Below are 15,781 nucleotides of genomic sequence, written 5' to 3' on the forward strand. Positions count from 1 at the left end.
GGATATGAGAAAAACTGATGTAAGGAAAAAATATAAGAATTTACGGAGAGAATTAAGTGTAGAAAATGTAGAGTCAAAAAGTATATTCATTGCCAATCAGTTATTAAAACTACCTATTTGGAATAATACATATTATCATCTTTTTTTGTCAATTCAAGAACAAAAAGAAGTTGATACAGAACATCTTTTACATGTTTTGTTTGCTAGAAATAAGGAGGTTGTAGTATCTAAATCAGATTTTAAAACCAATACATTGTCTCATTTTTTATTAACCGAAAACACAAAGTTAAAAGTAAATACGTACGGAATTCCTGAACCAACAAATGGATTGCCGGTGCCAGAAAACATGATTGATGTGGTTTTTGTTCCTTTGTTGGGTTTTGATATAAAAGGAAATAGAGTGGGGTATGGAAAGGGATTTTATGATGATTTTTTATCAAAATGTAACAATAATACTCTTAAAGTAGGTTTGTCTTTCTTTGAGGCAGAAGAAAATATTGATGATGTTTACGAGGGAGATTTTCCATTAGATTATTGTGTAACTCCAAATAAAATTTATGATTTTAATGAAAAATGATATTGTAAAAAACACCATAACTTTTGTAAAAGAGCAATTAAAAAATGCAGAAGGAGGACATGATTGGTTTCATATAGAAAGGGTGTATAAAAACTCTTTATTAATTGCCAAAACAGAAGATTGTAATATTGAGATAGTTTCTTTAGGAGCTTTGTTACACGATATTGCTGATTCTAAATTTTATGATGGAGATGAAACCGTAGGGCCAAAATTGGCAAAGGAATTTTTAAAAAAACAAAATATTGAAGAAGAAACTATAGATCATATTGTAAAAATTATAGAGAACATATCTTTTAAAGGAGGAAATGTAGCACAAGCTTTTACATCAATAGAGTTAAAAGTTGTACAAGATGCAGATAGGTTAGATGCTATTGGAGCTATAGGTATTGCAAGGGCGTTTAATTATGGTGGATATAAAAATAGAGGAATGTACGATCCTGAAATCACTCCAAAATTAAATATGACTAAGGAAGAATATAAAAATAGTAATGCCCCAACTATTAATCATTTTTATGAAAAGTTATTGTTGTTAAAAGATAGAATGAATACAAAAACAGGAAAGGAAATAGCCGCAAAAAGGCATCAGTTTATGGAACTGTATTTAGATCAATTTTATAATGAATTTAATGGGGCTTTGTAATGAATTAAAAGATAAAACGACCTAATATTTGAATTGAGTAAAATCAATTCTTTTTCATAGCAATTTTCCCCTAATATTCATTTATGTATGTTAGGGGTTTTATTTTTCAGTAAGCAATAATTCAATATCCTTGGTTAATTGTTCTATTTCTTTAAGATTGGTTCCATCATAAAAACCTCTAATTCTTTTTTTAGTATCAATTAGTACAAATTGTTCTGTATGTATAAAATCTTGTGCTCCTCCATCTCCTTCATCTAGCACAGCAAAATAACTTTTTCTAGCTAGGTTATAAATCATTTTTTTACTTCCTGTAGTAATATGCCATTTCCCTGAAATAGCTCCATGGGCATTTGCATAAGTTTTTAAAACTGGAACACTATCCATAATGGGAGTTACAGAATGTGATAAAAACTTAATTTTTGGATTGTTTTTAAAAGTTTCTTGTAAAGTTGACATGTTGTCAGTCATAATTGGACAAATAGTTCCGCAACGAGTAAAGAAAAAATCAGCCACATAAATTTTATCTTTAAAGTCAGTAGCTGTTACGGTTTTTCCATCTTGATCTGTCAAAGTAAAATCAGCAATAGTGTGGTTTTTAGAAATATTTAAAAGACTATCGTCAACCAATTTGGGATTTACATCTGTAGGGTTGTATATTGGCAAAGATTTTGACTTGTTGTTGAGATGGTAAAGTGCTGCAATAATAATCACAGATAATACACTCATAGCCATAAAAGTGTATTTGGATTTTGCAAAAAAATGTTGACTCATAATGAAATTTTCATCAAAGTTACAAAGCATTAAGAAACTTTACACAAAAAATATGAACACATAATTAAAGTTGTACATTTGTTCGACTTAAAAAAAGAATTACAATAAATACATGGAGAATTTAATTATTGCAGGACAGTTTATTTTAAGCTTATCACTTTTAATAGTGTTACACGAATTAGGACATTTTATTCCTGCAAAACTGTTTAAAACCAAAGTAGAAAAATTTTATTTATTTTTTGATTATAAATTTTCGCTTTTCAAGAAAAAAGTAGGAGAAACGGTATACGGAATTGGTTGGATTCCGCTAGGAGGATATGTGAAAATTGCAGGTATGATAGACGAAAGTATGGATACTGAGCAAATGAAACAGCCAGCACAACCTTGGGAGTTTAGATCTAAACCAGCTTGGCAACGTTTAATTATTATGTTAGGAGGGGTAATTGTTAACTTTATATTAGGATTGCTAATCTATATTATGATTTTTTCTGTTTGGGGACAAGAAGTTGTTGGGCCTAAAGATGTTAAAAATGGTTTTTCTATAAGTCAAACCTTAAAAAAGTATGGTTTTAAAGACGGTGATACTTTTTTAAAGGTAGATGGTAAACCTGTAGAAAATGTTTTAGATGTAAATAAACAGTTGTTTTTAAGAGATGTTAAAACTATTGAGGTTTTACACATGGATGGAACTACCGAAAGTTTAAATATTCCAGAGGGAATAGGAAAAGAAATGTGGCAGTTAAATGATTTAAAACCATTTACCCCTCGTTTTTCTGCTGTTATAGATTCAGTTATCACAGGGAAACCAGCCTATCAATCTGGATTTATGAAAAATGATAGAATTGTTTCTGTAAACGGAGATGAGGCTGTTTACTGGGGAGACTTTACAAATAAAATTCAACAATCAAACGGAGAGGCTCTAGAAGTAGTAGTTAATAGAGATGGGGCTTTGGTTACTTTAACTGTAACTCCAGATGAAGATAAAAAAATTGGAGTAGCCCCTGCTTTTAATCCAGAGGAGAATTTTACAGTTAAACATCAAAAATATAATTTAGCAGAAAGCTTTAACAAAGGTGCTGCTGCTGCCTATTGGACATTAAAAGATTATATGGCTCAATTTAAGTATGTGTTCACTAAAAAAGGAGCAAGCAGTATGGGAGGGTTTATTTCTATAGCTAAAATTTTTAAACCGGTTTGGGACTGGCAAGTGTTTTGGGCAAATACAGCTTTCTTATCAATTATGTTAGGGTTTATGAATCTACTACCAATTCCAGCTTTAGATGGGGGACATGTGGTGTTTACTTTATACGAAATGATAACAGGTAGAAAACCAGGAGATAAGTTTTTAGAATATGCTCAAATTACAGGTTTTGTATTATTACTTTCACTTTTGGCTTTTGCCAACGGAAATGATATCTATAAATTGGTCTTAGGTTTTTTATCATAGATTAAAAAAAAATATTTTATAAAAGGTGTTCTTATTTACTTAAGAACACCTTTGTTTTATGTAAAAAAGTGTATTTTACAAATGTTTAAAACAAATAGTATATGATTGAATTAGCAGGAATTGTTATTATGGGAATTTTAGCACAATGGTTGGCTTGGAAGTTAAAATTACCTGCAATTTTACCGTTAATATTAGTAGGATTGTTTGTAGGTCCTATTTCTACTTTAATTTCTTCTGACGGAGCAAAATGGATTGAACCTGTATGGAATGGAACCAAAGGACTTTTTGCAGGAGAAAGTCTGTTTTATTTTGTGTCTTTAGCTATTAGTATTATTCTTTTTGAAGGAGGATTAACTCTAAAAAAGAAAGAAGTTTTAAATGTTGGGCCAGCAATAATTAAGTTAATTACTATAGGAACAATTATTACTTTCTTTGGAGCAGGGGTAGCAGTTCATTATTTGTTCAATTTAACATGGTCAATTTCATTTTTATTTTCATCTTTAATTATAGTAACAGGGCCTACGGTAATTACACCAATTCTAAGGAATATTAGGTTAAAAAGAGATGTAGCAGCCATTTTAAAATGGGAAGGAATTTTAATTGATCCCATAGGAGCTTTGGTTGCCGTTTTGGTGTTTGAGTTTATTAGTATTGAACAAACGCATGAATTTACCAAAACAGCTATCTTAGAGTTTGGTAAAATTATATTATTCGGAACTACTTTTGGGTTTACATTTGCTCATGGATTTAACTTTACGTTAAAGAAAAATTGGGTACCTAAATACTTGTTAAACGTTTTTACTCTTGCTTATGTACTAGGCGTTTTTGTGCTATCCGATTCTTTTGCTCATGAATCAGGTTTGTTGTCTGTAGTTGTTATGGGAATGGTATTAGGGAATATTGATTTACCTAACTTAAAAGAGATTTTATACTTTAAAGAATCTTTAAGTGTTTTATTAATTTCTATCCTTTTTATCCTTTTGTCGGCAAATATGAATATCAGTGATATTTATTTGGTTAACAATTGGCAAACATTAGCTCTTTTTGGTGTTATAATTTTAATTGTACGTCCTATAGGGGTCTTTTTAAGTACTCATAAATCAGGATTAAAATTTAAAGAAAAAGTGTTTATTAGTTGGGTTGGACCCAGAGGTATTGTTGCTGCAGGAATTGCTTCGTTATTTGGATTAAAATTAGTAGCTCAAGGAGAACCTGGAGCAGAATATATTACCCCTCTGGTTTTTGTAATTGTATTAGGAACAGTTTTGTTAAATGCAACAACTGCAAGAATGGTGTCTAGAGTTCTGGGGGTGTTTTTACGCTCTTCTAAAGGGATTTTAATTGTTGGTGCCTCAGAAGTTTCTAGAGTAATAGCAAAATATTTAGAAGAAAAACAAAGACATGTTGTTTTAATAGATAACAATGCAGAAAATATTGGTATTGCCCAAAAAATGGGCTTAAATGCAGAAGTTTTTGATGTCTTTACAGATGAAGTAACTGATAATATTGAATACTCTGATATTGGTTATTTGCTAGCGTTAACGGCCAGTAAAAAAGTAAATAAACATGCAATCAATAGCTTTAAAAAGACAATAGATAAAGCCTCCTCCTTTAGGTTTGTTTCAGAAATGGAATTAAATTCAGGTAAAGTAGATTCAGGAAGTAATTTTTTATCAACCAAAGATGATTTTATAAAGTTTAGTGAGTTAATAAGAGAATACCCTAACATTAACGAAATAGCAATCAAGTCTCAAGATGATTTTATAGAAAAAAACAACAAATTAACAGAGCAAGATAATACCATTCCTTTGTTTGTTGCTGATGAAAAAGGGGAACTTTATGTAATAGCAGCAGCCAATAAAACCCTTAAAATAGGAAAAGATTTTAAATTGGTGTATGTTGGAGAGCCGTTGTCTGATAAACAAGAAGTTATAAAAGCATAGATTTTTAAAATAAGTTTATTTTCAGAAAATAATAATTGTATATTTGCACTCTCAAAAATTAATAACGTAGGTCGTGAACCTACACAATTTTAAATTATGTCAGTAAAAATTAGATTACAAAGACACGGTAAAAAAGGAAAACCTTTTTACTACGTAGTAGCAGCAGATGCTCGTGCAAAAAGAGATGGTAAATTCTTAGAAAAATTAGGAACTTACAATCCAAATGCAAATCCAGCAATCATTGAATTAGATGTTGATGCATCTGTAAAATGGTTAAACAATGGAGCACAGCCAACTGATACTGCAAAAACAATTTTATCTACTAAAGGAGTTCTATTAAAAAAACACTTACAAGGTGGGGTTTTAAAAGGAGCTTTAACAGAAGAGCAAGCAGAAGCTAAATTTGCTGCATGGGTAGAAGCTAAAGAAGCTGCTATTCAAGCTAAAAAAGATGGTTTAACTGCTGAGCAAGCTGCAGAAAAAGCAAAAGCATTAGAGGCTGAAAAAGCTGTAAATGCTGCTCGTATTGCTGCTGCTCAAGAAGCTGAGGCTGCATTATTAGCAGAAGCACAAGCTGCTGAAGCTACTGCAACTGAAGGTGAGGCTGCAACTGAAGAAGCTACAGAAGAAACTGCTGAGTAATTTCTAAAAACGATTATATGCGTAAAGAAGATTGTTTTTATTTAGGCAAAATCGTTAGAAAACATAGCTTTAAAGGGGAGGTGGTTATTAAATTAGACACCGATGAACCTGAACTGTATGAAAATATGGAATCTGTCTTTGTCGAACACGGCAAAGATTTGATTCCATTTTTTATTGAAGAAAGATTACTGCAAAAAGGAAATCAATTACGTGTGCGTTTTGAAACGGTTGACACCGAACAAGATGCAGATGCTATTATGAATGCAGGAATTTATTTACCTCTTTCTTTTTTACCTAAATTAACAGGAAACAAATTCTACTATCACGAAATTATGGACTTTATAGCTGTAGATGTGGAGTATGGTGAGTTTGGTCTTATTAAGGGAGTAAATGATACTACTGCACAACCGTTGTTTGAAATTGAAAATGATGGAGTAGAGATTTTAATTCCAATGATTGATGAATTTATCAAAGAAATTGATCGTAAAGGAAAACGTGTTGTTTTACAAACACCTCCTGGATTGATTGATATGTATTTGTCATAATTATACTTATTTACTAGAAACATTTGTATTTTTAAACTTTCTTAAAGTTTATAATGTTTCAATTCAAAAAATTTGCTATTTCTCAAGAAAAGTCAGCCATGAAAGTGGGGACTGATGGAGTTTTATTAGGAGCGTGGACTCCAGTAAAAAGAGCAAAAACAATTCTTGATATAGGTGCTGGAACAGGATTAATTGCATTAATGCTGGCTCAAAGAAATCCCATAGCAAAGATCACCGCCATAGAAATTGAAGAAAACGCTTTTACCGAAGCTAAATTTAATTTTGAAGACTCTCCATGGGCAGATAGATTAACGGTTTTTAATAATAGTTTACAGGGTTTTAAAAGCAATATTCAATACGATTTAATTGTATCTAATCCACCTTATTTTACAGATACTTTTAAAAACGATAATACGGAAAGGGCTTTGGCTAGACATGTTGATAATTTGTCTTTTCAAGATTTATTATTGTGTACATCAGTATTACTTAGTGAACAAGGGATTTGTACTTTTATTATTCCGTTTGCAGAAGAAAGTAATTTTATCCATTTGGCAAAAGAACAAGGATTGTTTGTTTGTAAAATAACAAGGGTAAGAGGTAGGGCTCATTTGCCTGTAAAAAGAAGTTTACTTTGTTTTACAAAAGAATTAAAAAAAACTATAGAAAATGAATTAGTAATAGAAATAGATAGGCATATCTATACGCAAGATTATATAAATTTAACTCAACCTTTTTATTTAAAAATGTAAACCTATGAATAAATATATTGCTGTAGCAGGTTTTAGCGGTGCATTGGCTGTAATGTTAGGAGCTTTTGGGGCACATGCTTTAAAAGATATGTTAACAGAAATTCAATTAAATAGTTTTGAAACAGGAGTAAAATACCAAATGTTTCATAGTTTATTATTGTTAATAGTAATGTTAATTCCAATATTAACAGATGTGCAAAAGAAAAGGATAGCAAACTTTTTAATGGCTGGAGTTTTGTGTTTTTCAGGTTCTATATATTTGTTAACTCTTGGAATAGTGCCCTCAACATATATTTGGTTTGTAACGCCCTTAGGAGGTTTAATGTTGCTAATTTCTTGGATGATGATTGGGGTATATGCTTTAAAAGTAAAAACCACTTTATAATTAAATTAAAGTGGTTTTTGTTTTTTATTGGTATTTTTTTCTTTCGAACTCTTTTGTCTTTTTTAAAGTAAAATTGTTCTGTTTCTTTTTAATTTCTTCTATTTTTTTATCAACTAGTTTTTGATGTGTTTCTTTTACAGTTTCTATTCCTTTGTTAATTGAGTCTGTTTTTATTAGATTGACATCAGCTATTTTGTTATAAATGGAATCTTTAAATTGCTTTTTAGATATTTTAGATTTTAGTTTTAAAGTATCTTTTAGCTTTTTCTCTAGTTGTGAAATTTGTTTGCTAAAAATATCAGTTTGCGAGTTTTTTGTAGAGTCTATTTTTTTATCTAACATTTTTTCTTGAGCTTCTTTTAATAGCTCAATCTTTTTATTGATTATTTTCTCTTGAGCTATTTCTAGTGAATCAATTTTATATTTAAAAATAGTATCTCTTTTTGTTTTTAACACATTAAGCTTGTCTTCAATAGTTTTTTGAACCAATTTTAAAATTTCTTCATTTTGACTAATGTCAGAAGTGTAGTATTTTAAACTTTCATTAAAGGTTGTTGAATCTGTTCCTTGCTCTTTATATATAAGTCCAAGGTAATTAAGACCTCTTTGGTTGTTTGTGTTTTTAACATTTTGAGCACTTCTTGCAATATAACTTTCAGCTATAATTTCTACCATTTTATCTTTAGGTATTAAATTATCGGGCTTTTTTAAAATTGTATTGCTGTTGCAGGCAACCAAAAAACTAAGAGTTAGTATGTAAAAAGTAAACTTGATCATTATCTGTTGAATGTAATTCTTTTTCCTTTGATATCGTCATTAAAAACGCCGTTATCATACATAAGGTTTCCGTTTACAAAAGTATGTGTAATGGTGTTGTTAAACTTTTTACCTTCAAAAGGACTCCAACCACATTTGTATAAAATATTGTCTTTATTTACAGTCCATTTTTTTTCTGGGTCAACTAAAACCAAATCGGCATAATATCCTTCTTTGACAAACCCTCTTTTGTCAATTTCAAAAAGTATTGCAGGGTTATGACACATTTTTTCTACCACTTTTTCTAGGGTAATTTTACCTTCATCAACAAAATTTAACATGGTAGGTAAGGCATGTTGTACTAATGGACCTCCACTTGGAGCGTTGGTATAGGTGTTTTGTTTTTCTTCTAAAGTATGTGGAGCATGGTCTGTAGCAATTACATCAATTCTATCATCTAACAAAGCTTTCCATAAAGCTCCTTGATCGTTTTTGGTTTTTACAGCAGGATTCCATTTTATTAAGGTTCCTTTTTTAGCATAATCATCACTATTAAAACTTAGATGGTGTACGCAAACTTCAGATGTAATTTTCTTTTCTTTTAAAGGAATATCGTTTCTAAACAAATCGGTCTCAATAGCAGTTGATAGATGGAAAATATGCAATCTTGCCCCCGTTTTTTTAGCCAATTCAATTGCTTTTGATGATGACAAGTAACAAGCCTCTGCACTTCTAATAATGGGGTGTTGTGCAATAGGAATGTTTTCTCCGTACTCTTCTAAAGCTTTTTGCATGTTTGTTTTAATGGTTTGCTCATCTTCGCAATGAACAGAAATAACCATTTTGGTAGAAGAAAATATTTTTTCTAAAACCTCAGGGTTGTCAACCAACATGTTCCCTGTAGAAGAACCTAAAAATAATTTAATTCCCGCTACTTTTTTAGGGTCTGTTTTTAACAATTCTTCTAAATTATCATTAGTACCACCAAACATAAAAGAATAGTTGGCATATGATGTTTCCGAAGCTATTTTAAATTTATCTTCTAACAATTCTTGTGTAGTTGCTTGTGGAACCGTGTTTGGCATTTCTATAAAAGTGGTAATTCCTCCTGCTATTGCCGCTTTACTTTCCGTAGCAATATTTGCTTTATGAGTCAATCCTGGTTCTCTAAAATGCACTTGATCATCTATAGCACCAGGCAGTAAATATTTTCCTTTGGCTTTAATAACCAAAGCACTTTTAGGCACTTTAATATCTTTAGCAATGGTTTTAATGATGTCATTTTCAATCAATACATCACGTTTAAATATTTTTCCTTCATTAATAATTTTTGCACCCTTAATTACTGTACAACCCATAATTTATTTTTTTGTCAATCCTTTAAATTTCATTCTTATCACCCCAAAAATAGCTTCATTAATAATAGATCCGTCTAGTTTTGAAGTTCCTTTTGTTCTATCGGTAAAAATAATAGAAACTTCTTTTATTTTAAACTTGTGTAACCATGCTTTGTATTTCATTTCAATTTGAAAAGCATAGCCTGTAAACCTAATTTTACTAAAATCTATTTTTTCTAAAACTTGTCTACGGTAACAAATAAAACCAGCAGTGGTATCAAACACAGGAATACCTGTAACAATTCTTACATATTTAGATGCAAAATACGACAATATCAATCTTTTAAAATCCCAATTGATGACATTTATTTTATAATTAATATATCTAGAGCCAATCGCCAAATCATTTCCATCTTGTTCACAAGCACTTATTAATCTAGGAATGTCTTTTGGATTGTGAGAAAAATCGGCATCCATTTCTAAAATATAATCATATGTTCTAGCAATAGCCCACTTAAAACCATGTATGTAGGCTTTTCCTAATCCACGACTGTTGATTCTGATTTCTAAATGTAAATTAGCATGTTTTTTTTGTAAGTTTTTAATGATGTCAATGGTTCCATCGGTAGAATTGTCGTCCACAACTAAAATATGATATTCAGGATTGATGTCAAATACTGCTTTGATGATTGCGTTGATGTTTTCAACTTCATTAAGAGTAGGAATGATAATTAATGCCTGATTCATGCTTAAAATTTGTTTTGCCAAATTTACGTTTTTTTATTCCTAATTTTGTAGCAACATTCATTCCATATTTTTAGTAAAATTCATGCTTGTAGAACTTATTGATTATTCATATTACAACAAAGTTAGTTTGATACTATTATTACCATTAGTTTTAGTTTTTTTTATGTGTATGGTAGATTTAACTAGGACAAAATACCTTTTTAGGAGTTTGTTTTCTAATAACTATTTTTATAAATATCCATATGATTCTATCAGTAAAATAACACTATATCAAGTATTGATGTTTTTATATATCTCTATTGTTTTTTCCTTTTTTTTGATGTTTTTAATGTATAAAAGAGAGTTTATATATCAAAATTTTTTAGAAGCATTTAGGAACTCTTTGTTGATAAGTGCGGCTTATTTTTTTGTAAAGTATTTAGTATCAGAGTTTTTGTATAATGCTTCTAATAAAAAAGCATATTTCAAACAAATGTTAGTGCTGGAAACCAGTTACTTAGTGGTTGTGTTGTTAGTTGTTTTTTTTGTTTTGTGTTACGTTTTTTTACATTTAAATTATTATGAGTGGATGAGAAAAAGTACACTAATTATAGCGTTAATAATGTATTCTTATAGGCTCATTGTTCTGATTTCAAATAATAAAAATTTACTATCTGGTAAGATTTTGTTTATTATTTTGTATCTTTGCACGCTAGAAATAGTACCGTTTATTTATTTATTCAAGAGCTATACAGAGTAAGAAAAAGATGAAAGTAAAAACCATATTAGTATCTCAGCCGGAGCCTAAAACCGATCAACAATCCCCTTTCTCGATTTTATCAGAAAAACAAAAAGTAAAAATAGATTTTAGATCTTTTATTCATGTTGAAGGATTGACTGTAAGAGAAGTTCGTAATCAAAAAATAGATTTAGGAAAATATTCAGCAATTATTTTAACAAGTAGAAATGCTGTTGATCATTTTTTTAGAATTGCTGAAGAAATGCGTTTTAAAGTACCTAATGAATTAAAATATTTTTGTCAGTCAGAGGCGGTTGCTTATTATTTGCAAAAATATGTTGTTTACAGAAAACGTAAAATTTACGTGGGTAAAAGAACTTTTCCTGAATTATGTGAAGTAATTAAAAAGCATAAAACAGAAAGATTTTTATTACCATCATCTGATAAATTAAAAGATTTAATTCCAGAATCTTTAAATGCAATGGGAGTAGATTGGACAAGAGCAGATTTATACAGAACTGTAACAAGTGATTTGTCTGATTTGGAAAAAGTAACGTATGATGTGTTGGTGTTCTTTAGCCCTTCTGGAATACAATCATTGTTTAAAAACTTTCCAGAGTTTAAACAAAATGATACCAGAATTGCTGTGTATGGAAATTCAACAGTAAAGGCGGCAACAGAAGCTGGTTTAAAGGTAGATATTGCAGCACCATCTCCTGAAAACCCATCAATGACTATGGCTTTAGAAAAGTATATTAAAGAGGTAAATAAAAAGTAATTTTTATTTTTAAATAATATAAAAGAGTCTATTTTAATAGGCTCTTTTTTTATATAATGTAGTGTATGTTTCAAATAGGAAAAACATTAGTGTCAGAAGAAATCATTGAAAATGATTTTGTGTGTAATATATCAGCTTGCAAAGGTGAGTGTTGTGTTGCAGGTGAAGCAGGTGCTCCTGTATTGGATGAAGAAATTAAAAAGTTAAACGAAGTTTATCCTAAGATAAAACATATGTTGAGACCCGAAGGTGTAGCTGCCATTGAGGAACAAGGAACATATACAACTTCTAAGTTTGGAGAGCATGAAACCACTTTGGTAAATAATAAAGAGTGTGCTTTTGTAACTTTTGATGATAAGGGAGTAACGTCTTGTGGAATAGAACAGGCTTACAATAAAGGATTGGTTGATTGGAAAAAACCAATATCTTGCCATTTATACCCTGTTAGGGTTCAAGATTATGAAGAGTTTTCTGCTGTAAATTATCATCATTGGGAAATTTGTGATGATGCTTGTTCTTTAGGTAAAGAGTTACAGGTACCCGTATATAAGTTTTTAAAAAATGCTTTAATTTTAAAGTTTGGAGAAAATTGGTATATGGAATTAGAAAAAGTGGCAGAGGAATGGAAAAAACAAAAGAATAAATAATATTATCATAAAAAAGGCTCAAAATTAATTTTGAGCCTTTTTTATGTTTAAAAAATTGTAGTTACTATCCTTCGCAACTAGTACATTCTTTTTTCTGTTTAAACTTCTGTGCAGCATTCATACTATGCTGATAGTATAAAGACTTAACTCCCAACTGCCATGCAGTTGTGTGAATTTTATTTAAATCTTTTACAGGCATTTCTGGATGTACCATAATGTTGATAGACTGCCCTTGGTCTATATGATTTTGTCTATTAGCTGCCTGATAAATAATAGAAAGTTGATCTAACTCAGCATAGGTTTTAAAAACTTCTTTTTCTTCGGTTGTTAAAAAATCTAAATGTTGTACAGATCCATCTCTATCTCTAATGCTTTTCCAAACCTCTTTGGTGTTTTCACCTTTTTCTTCTAAAAGATCTTCTAGGTATTTGTTTTTAATAGTGGTTTTTACTTTTGCAATATCTTTAACATAACAGTTAGACCAAATAGGTTCAATTCCTTGAGATACTTGTCCTAAAATAAAAGCAGATGAAGTGGTAGGAGCAATGGCATTTAAAGTTGTGTTTCTACGACCATATCCTTTTAATACTTTAGGTTCTCCATATAATTTTGCTAATTCTTCGGAAGCTTTGTATGATTTTTCTTTAATTAACTTAAAGATTTCAGAATTGTAGTTAAATGCTTCTTGAGAATCAAAAGCCAAACGTTTTGATTGTAAATAAGAGTGCCATCCTAAAACCCCTAATCCTAAAGCTCTATTTTCTTTAGAAAAGTTGTAAGCTTTTTCCATAAAATGGAAAATTAATCGGTCATCTTTGTTTTCAGAATCTCTGTAGTCTTCTAATTTAGAAATAAACTCTTCTAAGACTGCATCTAAAAAGTATACCATGGTTTCCACAGCATCTGTATCTTTCCATTTGTCATAGTGTAAAATATTTACAGAAGAAAGCACACAAACAAAAGACCAATCATCATTGGTAGGTAGCATAATTTCAGAACAAAGGTTACTTCCATATATGGTATGTCCTTTGTCTTTGTAAACATCAACAGTATTATTGTTGGCATTGTCTTTAAAGAAAACATAAGGATATCCTATTTCGCATCTTCTTTGTAATACTTTTGCCCAAATGGTTCTTTTTTCTTCATCACCGTCAATCATTTCTTGCATCCAATCATTACCAACACAAACACCATGTGTTAGTTCTTGAATAGGGTTTCCTTCTGTACCAATTTCTAAAAACTCCATAATGTCTGCATGCTCAATGTCTAAATATGGAGCAAAACGACCTCTTCTTACAGATCCTTGACTTACTACATCTACCATGGTTTCAAAAAGTTGCATCATATGAACAGCTCCAGAAGATTTTCCGTTATTGCTAATGTCTGCACCACGAGGTCTTAATTTACCAAAGTAACCAGATGTTCCTCCACCTAATTTAGACATCATTCCTGCTTCTGATTGAGCGTATAAAATATCTCCTATATCATCGGCAACATGAGAACCAAAACAACTAATTGGTAGTCCTCTTTTTTTTCCAAAGTTAGACCAAACAGGAGAAGCCAAAGAGTAAAAACCTTGCGACATATAGTAGTAAAACTTGTCTGCGAATCCATCTATCTTTAATATTTTTTCGGCATGATCTGCAATTTCTCTAATACGTTCTTCTGGGCTAACACCTTCTAAAAGATATCCTGCACCTAAAAAATTTCTACTGTGCTCTGTAAGCCAATCAAATCCTGTTTCTGTATTTATTGTATTTTCTATCATGGTATGTGAGTTTTTTTGAGGGGCTTAAAATAAATCGTCTTTGGTAATACTGCGTGTTCTTTTACTGTAATTAATAGATCTTTTTACAAAGAAATCACCATGTTTGGTTCCAATAATTTCATCATCAAACCATTCTGTTTGTGCTAATAAGGTTTCATCAACTTTAAATATGGAGCTAATTCCAATACTTTCTAAAGATTTATTAAAACGATTTTTAATAAATTCATTAATAACATCTACAGGTAAAAAGTCTAATTCTCCGTTTTCAAAAATCCAGTTTACAACACCTGTTTCAGCTTGGTAGGCTTCTGCACAAATTAATTGGATCATTTGTTTAAAGTCTTCTGTAAACCAATCAGGATTTTCTTCTTTAATAATTTTAAGTAAATCAATTCCAAAATCTCCGTGAATTTGTTCTTCTTTAGAAGTAGCTTCTACTGCGTTAGAAATTCCTTTTAGCATGTTTTTGTGCTTGTTAAAAGCCATGATAATTAAGAACTGAGAGAATAAAGAAACATGTTCTATAAATAAAGAGAATAATAAAATAGCTTCTGTATATTCTTTGTTGTTATTGCTTTTAGAGTTGGTTAAAGATTTTTCTAAATAATGAACCCTTTTCATTATGCTAGGGTTCTTTTTTAGGTTGTTAAACTCTTCGTTTAATCCTAAAATTTCTAATAAATGAGAATAGGCATCGTGGTGTCTAACTTCACTTTCTGCAAATGTAGCCCCAACTGCACCAATTTCTGGTTTAGGTATTTTATGATGTAAATCACCCCAAAAGTTTTTAACAGCAACTTCTATTTGAGAAATAGCCAACATGGTGTTTTTAATAGCGCTTTTTTCTGTAGGGGTTAATCTAGATTTAAAATCTTGAATATCGCTGGTAAAGTTAAACTCTGTATGAATCCAGTATGAATGTCTAATGGCATCTACATACTCATTTAATTCAGGGTATTCATAAGGTTTAAGGTTTACTCTTTTTTCAAAAATGTTTTTCTTACGTCTTCTTTTCTGTTCGTTTCTATATAATATATAAGACTTAGCAGCTTCTAAAAACTCACTGTGCATTAATTCCGCCTCTACCATATCTTGAATTTCTTCTACAGTAGGGGTGTAGTACTTGGTTTCTTGCGAACGAAAACTTAGTTTTTCTAAAACTTTAATAGCAATGGCATTGGCTTCTTTAATAGAACCTTTATTTACAGACTTCATAGCCGCATAAATAGCGTTGCTAATTTTAGAGATTTTAAAATCGGTGGTGGTATAATCTCGTTTAATGACTTTTGATATCATGGGAAGTGTAGGTTTTTTAGTATCATATAAAATTA

At 30.4% G+C, this 15,781-nt stretch carries 17 protein-coding genes; 11 read left to right on the top strand and 6 right to left on the bottom strand.

Going from position 1 to position 15,781, the window contains the following annotated elements; genetic code table 11:
- Positions 1-4: 4 nt before the first annotated feature.
- Entirely contained in the window at positions 5-577 is a 573-nt protein-coding gene (locus ACXGQT_RS14230; protein ID WP_457829244.1) for a 5-formyltetrahydrofolate cyclo-ligase, read from the top strand.
- Complete coding sequence (locus tag ACXGQT_RS14235) at positions 567-1,217, top strand: HD domain-containing protein (RefSeq protein ID WP_457830827.1); 651 nt, start codon at positions 567-569, stop codon at positions 1,215-1,217. The genes ACXGQT_RS14230 and ACXGQT_RS14235 overlap by 11 nt, the downstream gene beginning before the upstream one ends.
- Positions 1,218-1,316: 99 nt before the next feature.
- Here ACXGQT_RS14235 and ACXGQT_RS14240 read toward each other — a convergent pair whose 3' ends face one another.
- The gene (locus ACXGQT_RS14240; RefSeq protein ID WP_457829245.1) at positions 1,317-1,988 is read right to left on the bottom strand and encodes an SCO family protein; all 672 of its coding nucleotides are present in this window, start codon (positions 1,986-1,988) and stop codon (positions 1,317-1,319) included.
- Positions 1,989-2,100: 112 nt separating this feature from the next.
- On the opposite strand from ACXGQT_RS14240, the gene rseP reads away from it, so the two are divergent.
- The 6 genes from rseP to ACXGQT_RS14270 all read left to right on the top strand — a co-directional run bounded on the left by rseP (position 2,101) and on the right by ACXGQT_RS14270 (position 7,699).
- Positions 2,101-3,435 (top strand): RIP metalloprotease RseP, encoded by a 1,335-nt coding sequence (gene rseP, locus ACXGQT_RS14245; protein ID WP_457829246.1) that lies wholly within the window; start codon positions 2,101-2,103, stop codon positions 3,433-3,435.
- A 101-nt stretch (positions 3,436-3,536) separates the two neighbouring features.
- On the top strand, positions 3,537-5,378 hold the full coding sequence (locus ACXGQT_RS14250; RefSeq protein ID WP_457829247.1) for a cation:proton antiporter: 1,842 nt from the start codon (positions 3,537-3,539) through the stop codon (positions 5,376-5,378).
- Positions 5,379-5,474: 96 nt separating this feature from the next.
- Positions 5,475-6,020, top strand: coding sequence for a 30S ribosomal protein S16 (locus ACXGQT_RS14255; protein ID WP_457829248.1), 546 nt, complete (start codon positions 5,475-5,477; stop codon positions 6,018-6,020).
- Between the two features lie 17 nt (positions 6,021-6,037).
- Entirely contained in the window at positions 6,038-6,565 is a 528-nt protein-coding gene (gene rimM, locus ACXGQT_RS14260; RefSeq protein ID WP_457829249.1) for a ribosome maturation factor RimM, read from the top strand.
- Positions 6,566-6,618: 53 nt separating this feature from the next.
- Positions 6,619-7,314, top strand: a complete 696-nt coding sequence (locus ACXGQT_RS14265) for a tRNA1(Val) (adenine(37)-N6)-methyltransferase (protein ID WP_457829250.1) — start codon at positions 6,619-6,621, stop codon at positions 7,312-7,314.
- 4 nt (positions 7,315-7,318) lie between these two features.
- Positions 7,319-7,699: a DUF423 domain-containing protein gene (locus tag ACXGQT_RS14270; RefSeq protein WP_457829251.1), complete on the top strand. Its 381-nt coding sequence runs from the start codon at positions 7,319-7,321 to the stop codon at positions 7,697-7,699.
- A gap of 24 nt (positions 7,700-7,723) precedes the next feature.
- Here the strand turns inward: ACXGQT_RS14270 and ACXGQT_RS14275 are convergent, their stop codons facing one another.
- Genes ACXGQT_RS14275 through ACXGQT_RS14285 form a run of 3 tightly spaced genes read right to left on the bottom strand, consistent with a single transcriptional unit; the run spans position 7,724 to position 10,539 of the window.
- On the bottom strand, positions 7,724-8,476 hold the full coding sequence (locus ACXGQT_RS14275; RefSeq protein WP_457829252.1) for a DUF4296 domain-containing protein: 753 nt from the start codon (positions 8,474-8,476) through the stop codon (positions 7,724-7,726).
- Entirely contained in the window at positions 8,476-9,813 is a 1,338-nt protein-coding gene (locus ACXGQT_RS14280) for a dihydroorotase (protein WP_457829253.1), read from the bottom strand. The genes ACXGQT_RS14275 and ACXGQT_RS14280 overlap by 1 nt, the downstream gene beginning before the upstream one ends.
- A 3-nt stretch (positions 9,814-9,816) precedes the next feature.
- Positions 9,817-10,539 (bottom strand): polyprenol monophosphomannose synthase, encoded by a 723-nt coding sequence (locus ACXGQT_RS14285; RefSeq protein ID WP_457830828.1) that lies wholly within the window; start codon positions 10,537-10,539, stop codon positions 9,817-9,819.
- Positions 10,540-10,621: 82 nt separating this feature from the next.
- Between ACXGQT_RS14285 and ACXGQT_RS14290 the strand changes: the two genes are divergently transcribed.
- The 3 genes from ACXGQT_RS14290 to ACXGQT_RS14300 all read left to right on the top strand — a co-directional run bounded on the left by ACXGQT_RS14290 (position 10,622) and on the right by ACXGQT_RS14300 (position 12,682).
- Positions 10,622-11,278, top strand: a complete 657-nt coding sequence (locus ACXGQT_RS14290) for a DUF4271 domain-containing protein (RefSeq protein ID WP_457829254.1) — start codon at positions 10,622-10,624, stop codon at positions 11,276-11,278.
- 7 nt (positions 11,279-11,285) lie between these two features.
- Positions 11,286-12,035, top strand: coding sequence for a uroporphyrinogen-III synthase (locus ACXGQT_RS14295; RefSeq protein WP_457829255.1), 750 nt, complete (start codon positions 11,286-11,288; stop codon positions 12,033-12,035).
- Between the two features lie 65 nt (positions 12,036-12,100).
- Positions 12,101-12,682: a DUF3109 family protein gene (locus ACXGQT_RS14300; RefSeq protein WP_457829256.1), complete on the top strand. Its 582-nt coding sequence runs from the start codon at positions 12,101-12,103 to the stop codon at positions 12,680-12,682.
- 64 nt (positions 12,683-12,746) lie between these two features.
- Here the strand turns inward: ACXGQT_RS14300 and ACXGQT_RS14305 are convergent, their stop codons facing one another.
- Positions 12,747-14,450, bottom strand: a complete 1,704-nt coding sequence (locus tag ACXGQT_RS14305; protein ID WP_457829257.1) for a ribonucleoside-diphosphate reductase subunit alpha — start codon at positions 14,448-14,450, stop codon at positions 12,747-12,749.
- A gap of 24 nt (positions 14,451-14,474) precedes the next feature.
- Positions 14,475-15,746: a ribonucleotide-diphosphate reductase subunit beta gene (locus ACXGQT_RS14310; protein ID WP_457829258.1), complete on the bottom strand. Its 1,272-nt coding sequence runs from the start codon at positions 15,744-15,746 to the stop codon at positions 14,475-14,477.
- Positions 15,747-15,781: the final 35 nt, after the last annotated feature.

It is taken from the genome of Wenyingzhuangia sp. IMCC45467, from assembly GCF_054111205.1.

Coding starts and splice junctions, on each gene's coding strand:
- rimM (WP_457829249.1), top strand. CDS start 6,038: ATGCGTAAAGAAGATTGTTTTTATTTAGGCAAAATCGTTAGAAAACAT.
- ACXGQT_RS14270 (WP_457829251.1), top strand. CDS start 7,319: ATGAATAAATATATTGCTGTAGCAGGTTTTAGCGGTGCATTGGCTGTA.
- ACXGQT_RS14285 (WP_457830828.1), bottom strand. CDS start 10,539: ATGAATCAGGCATTAATTATCATTCCTACTCTTAATGAAGTTGAAAAC.
- ACXGQT_RS14280 (WP_457829253.1), bottom strand. CDS start 9,813: ATGGGTTGTACAGTAATTAAGGGTGCAAAAATTATTAATGAAGGAAAA.
- ACXGQT_RS14250 (WP_457829247.1), top strand. CDS start 3,537: ATGATTGAATTAGCAGGAATTGTTATTATGGGAATTTTAGCACAATGG.
- ACXGQT_RS14240 (WP_457829245.1), bottom strand. CDS start 1,988: ATGAGTCAACATTTTTTTGCAAAATCCAAATACACTTTTATGGCTATG.
- rseP (WP_457829246.1), top strand. CDS start 2,101: ATGGAGAATTTAATTATTGCAGGACAGTTTATTTTAAGCTTATCACTT.
- ACXGQT_RS14275 (WP_457829252.1), bottom strand. CDS start 8,476: ATGATCAAGTTTACTTTTTACATACTAACTCTTAGTTTTTTGGTTGCC.
- ACXGQT_RS14305 (WP_457829257.1), bottom strand. CDS start 14,450: ATGATAGAAAATACAATAAATACAGAAACAGGATTTGATTGGCTTACA.
- ACXGQT_RS14295 (WP_457829255.1), top strand. CDS start 11,286: ATGAAAGTAAAAACCATATTAGTATCTCAGCCGGAGCCTAAAACCGAT.
- ACXGQT_RS14290 (WP_457829254.1), top strand. CDS start 10,622: ATGCTTGTAGAACTTATTGATTATTCATATTACAACAAAGTTAGTTTG.
- ACXGQT_RS14230 (WP_457829244.1), top strand. CDS start 5: ATGAGAAAAACTGATGTAAGGAAAAAATATAAGAATTTACGGAGAGAA.
- ACXGQT_RS14255 (WP_457829248.1), top strand. CDS start 5,475: ATGTCAGTAAAAATTAGATTACAAAGACACGGTAAAAAAGGAAAACCT.
- ACXGQT_RS14235 (WP_457830827.1), top strand. CDS start 567: ATGAAAAATGATATTGTAAAAAACACCATAACTTTTGTAAAAGAGCAA.
- ACXGQT_RS14310 (WP_457829258.1), bottom strand. CDS start 15,746: ATGATATCAAAAGTCATTAAACGAGATTATACCACCACCGATTTTAAA.
- ACXGQT_RS14300 (WP_457829256.1), top strand. CDS start 12,101: ATGTTTCAAATAGGAAAAACATTAGTGTCAGAAGAAATCATTGAAAAT.
- ACXGQT_RS14265 (WP_457829250.1), top strand. CDS start 6,619: ATGTTTCAATTCAAAAAATTTGCTATTTCTCAAGAAAAGTCAGCCATG.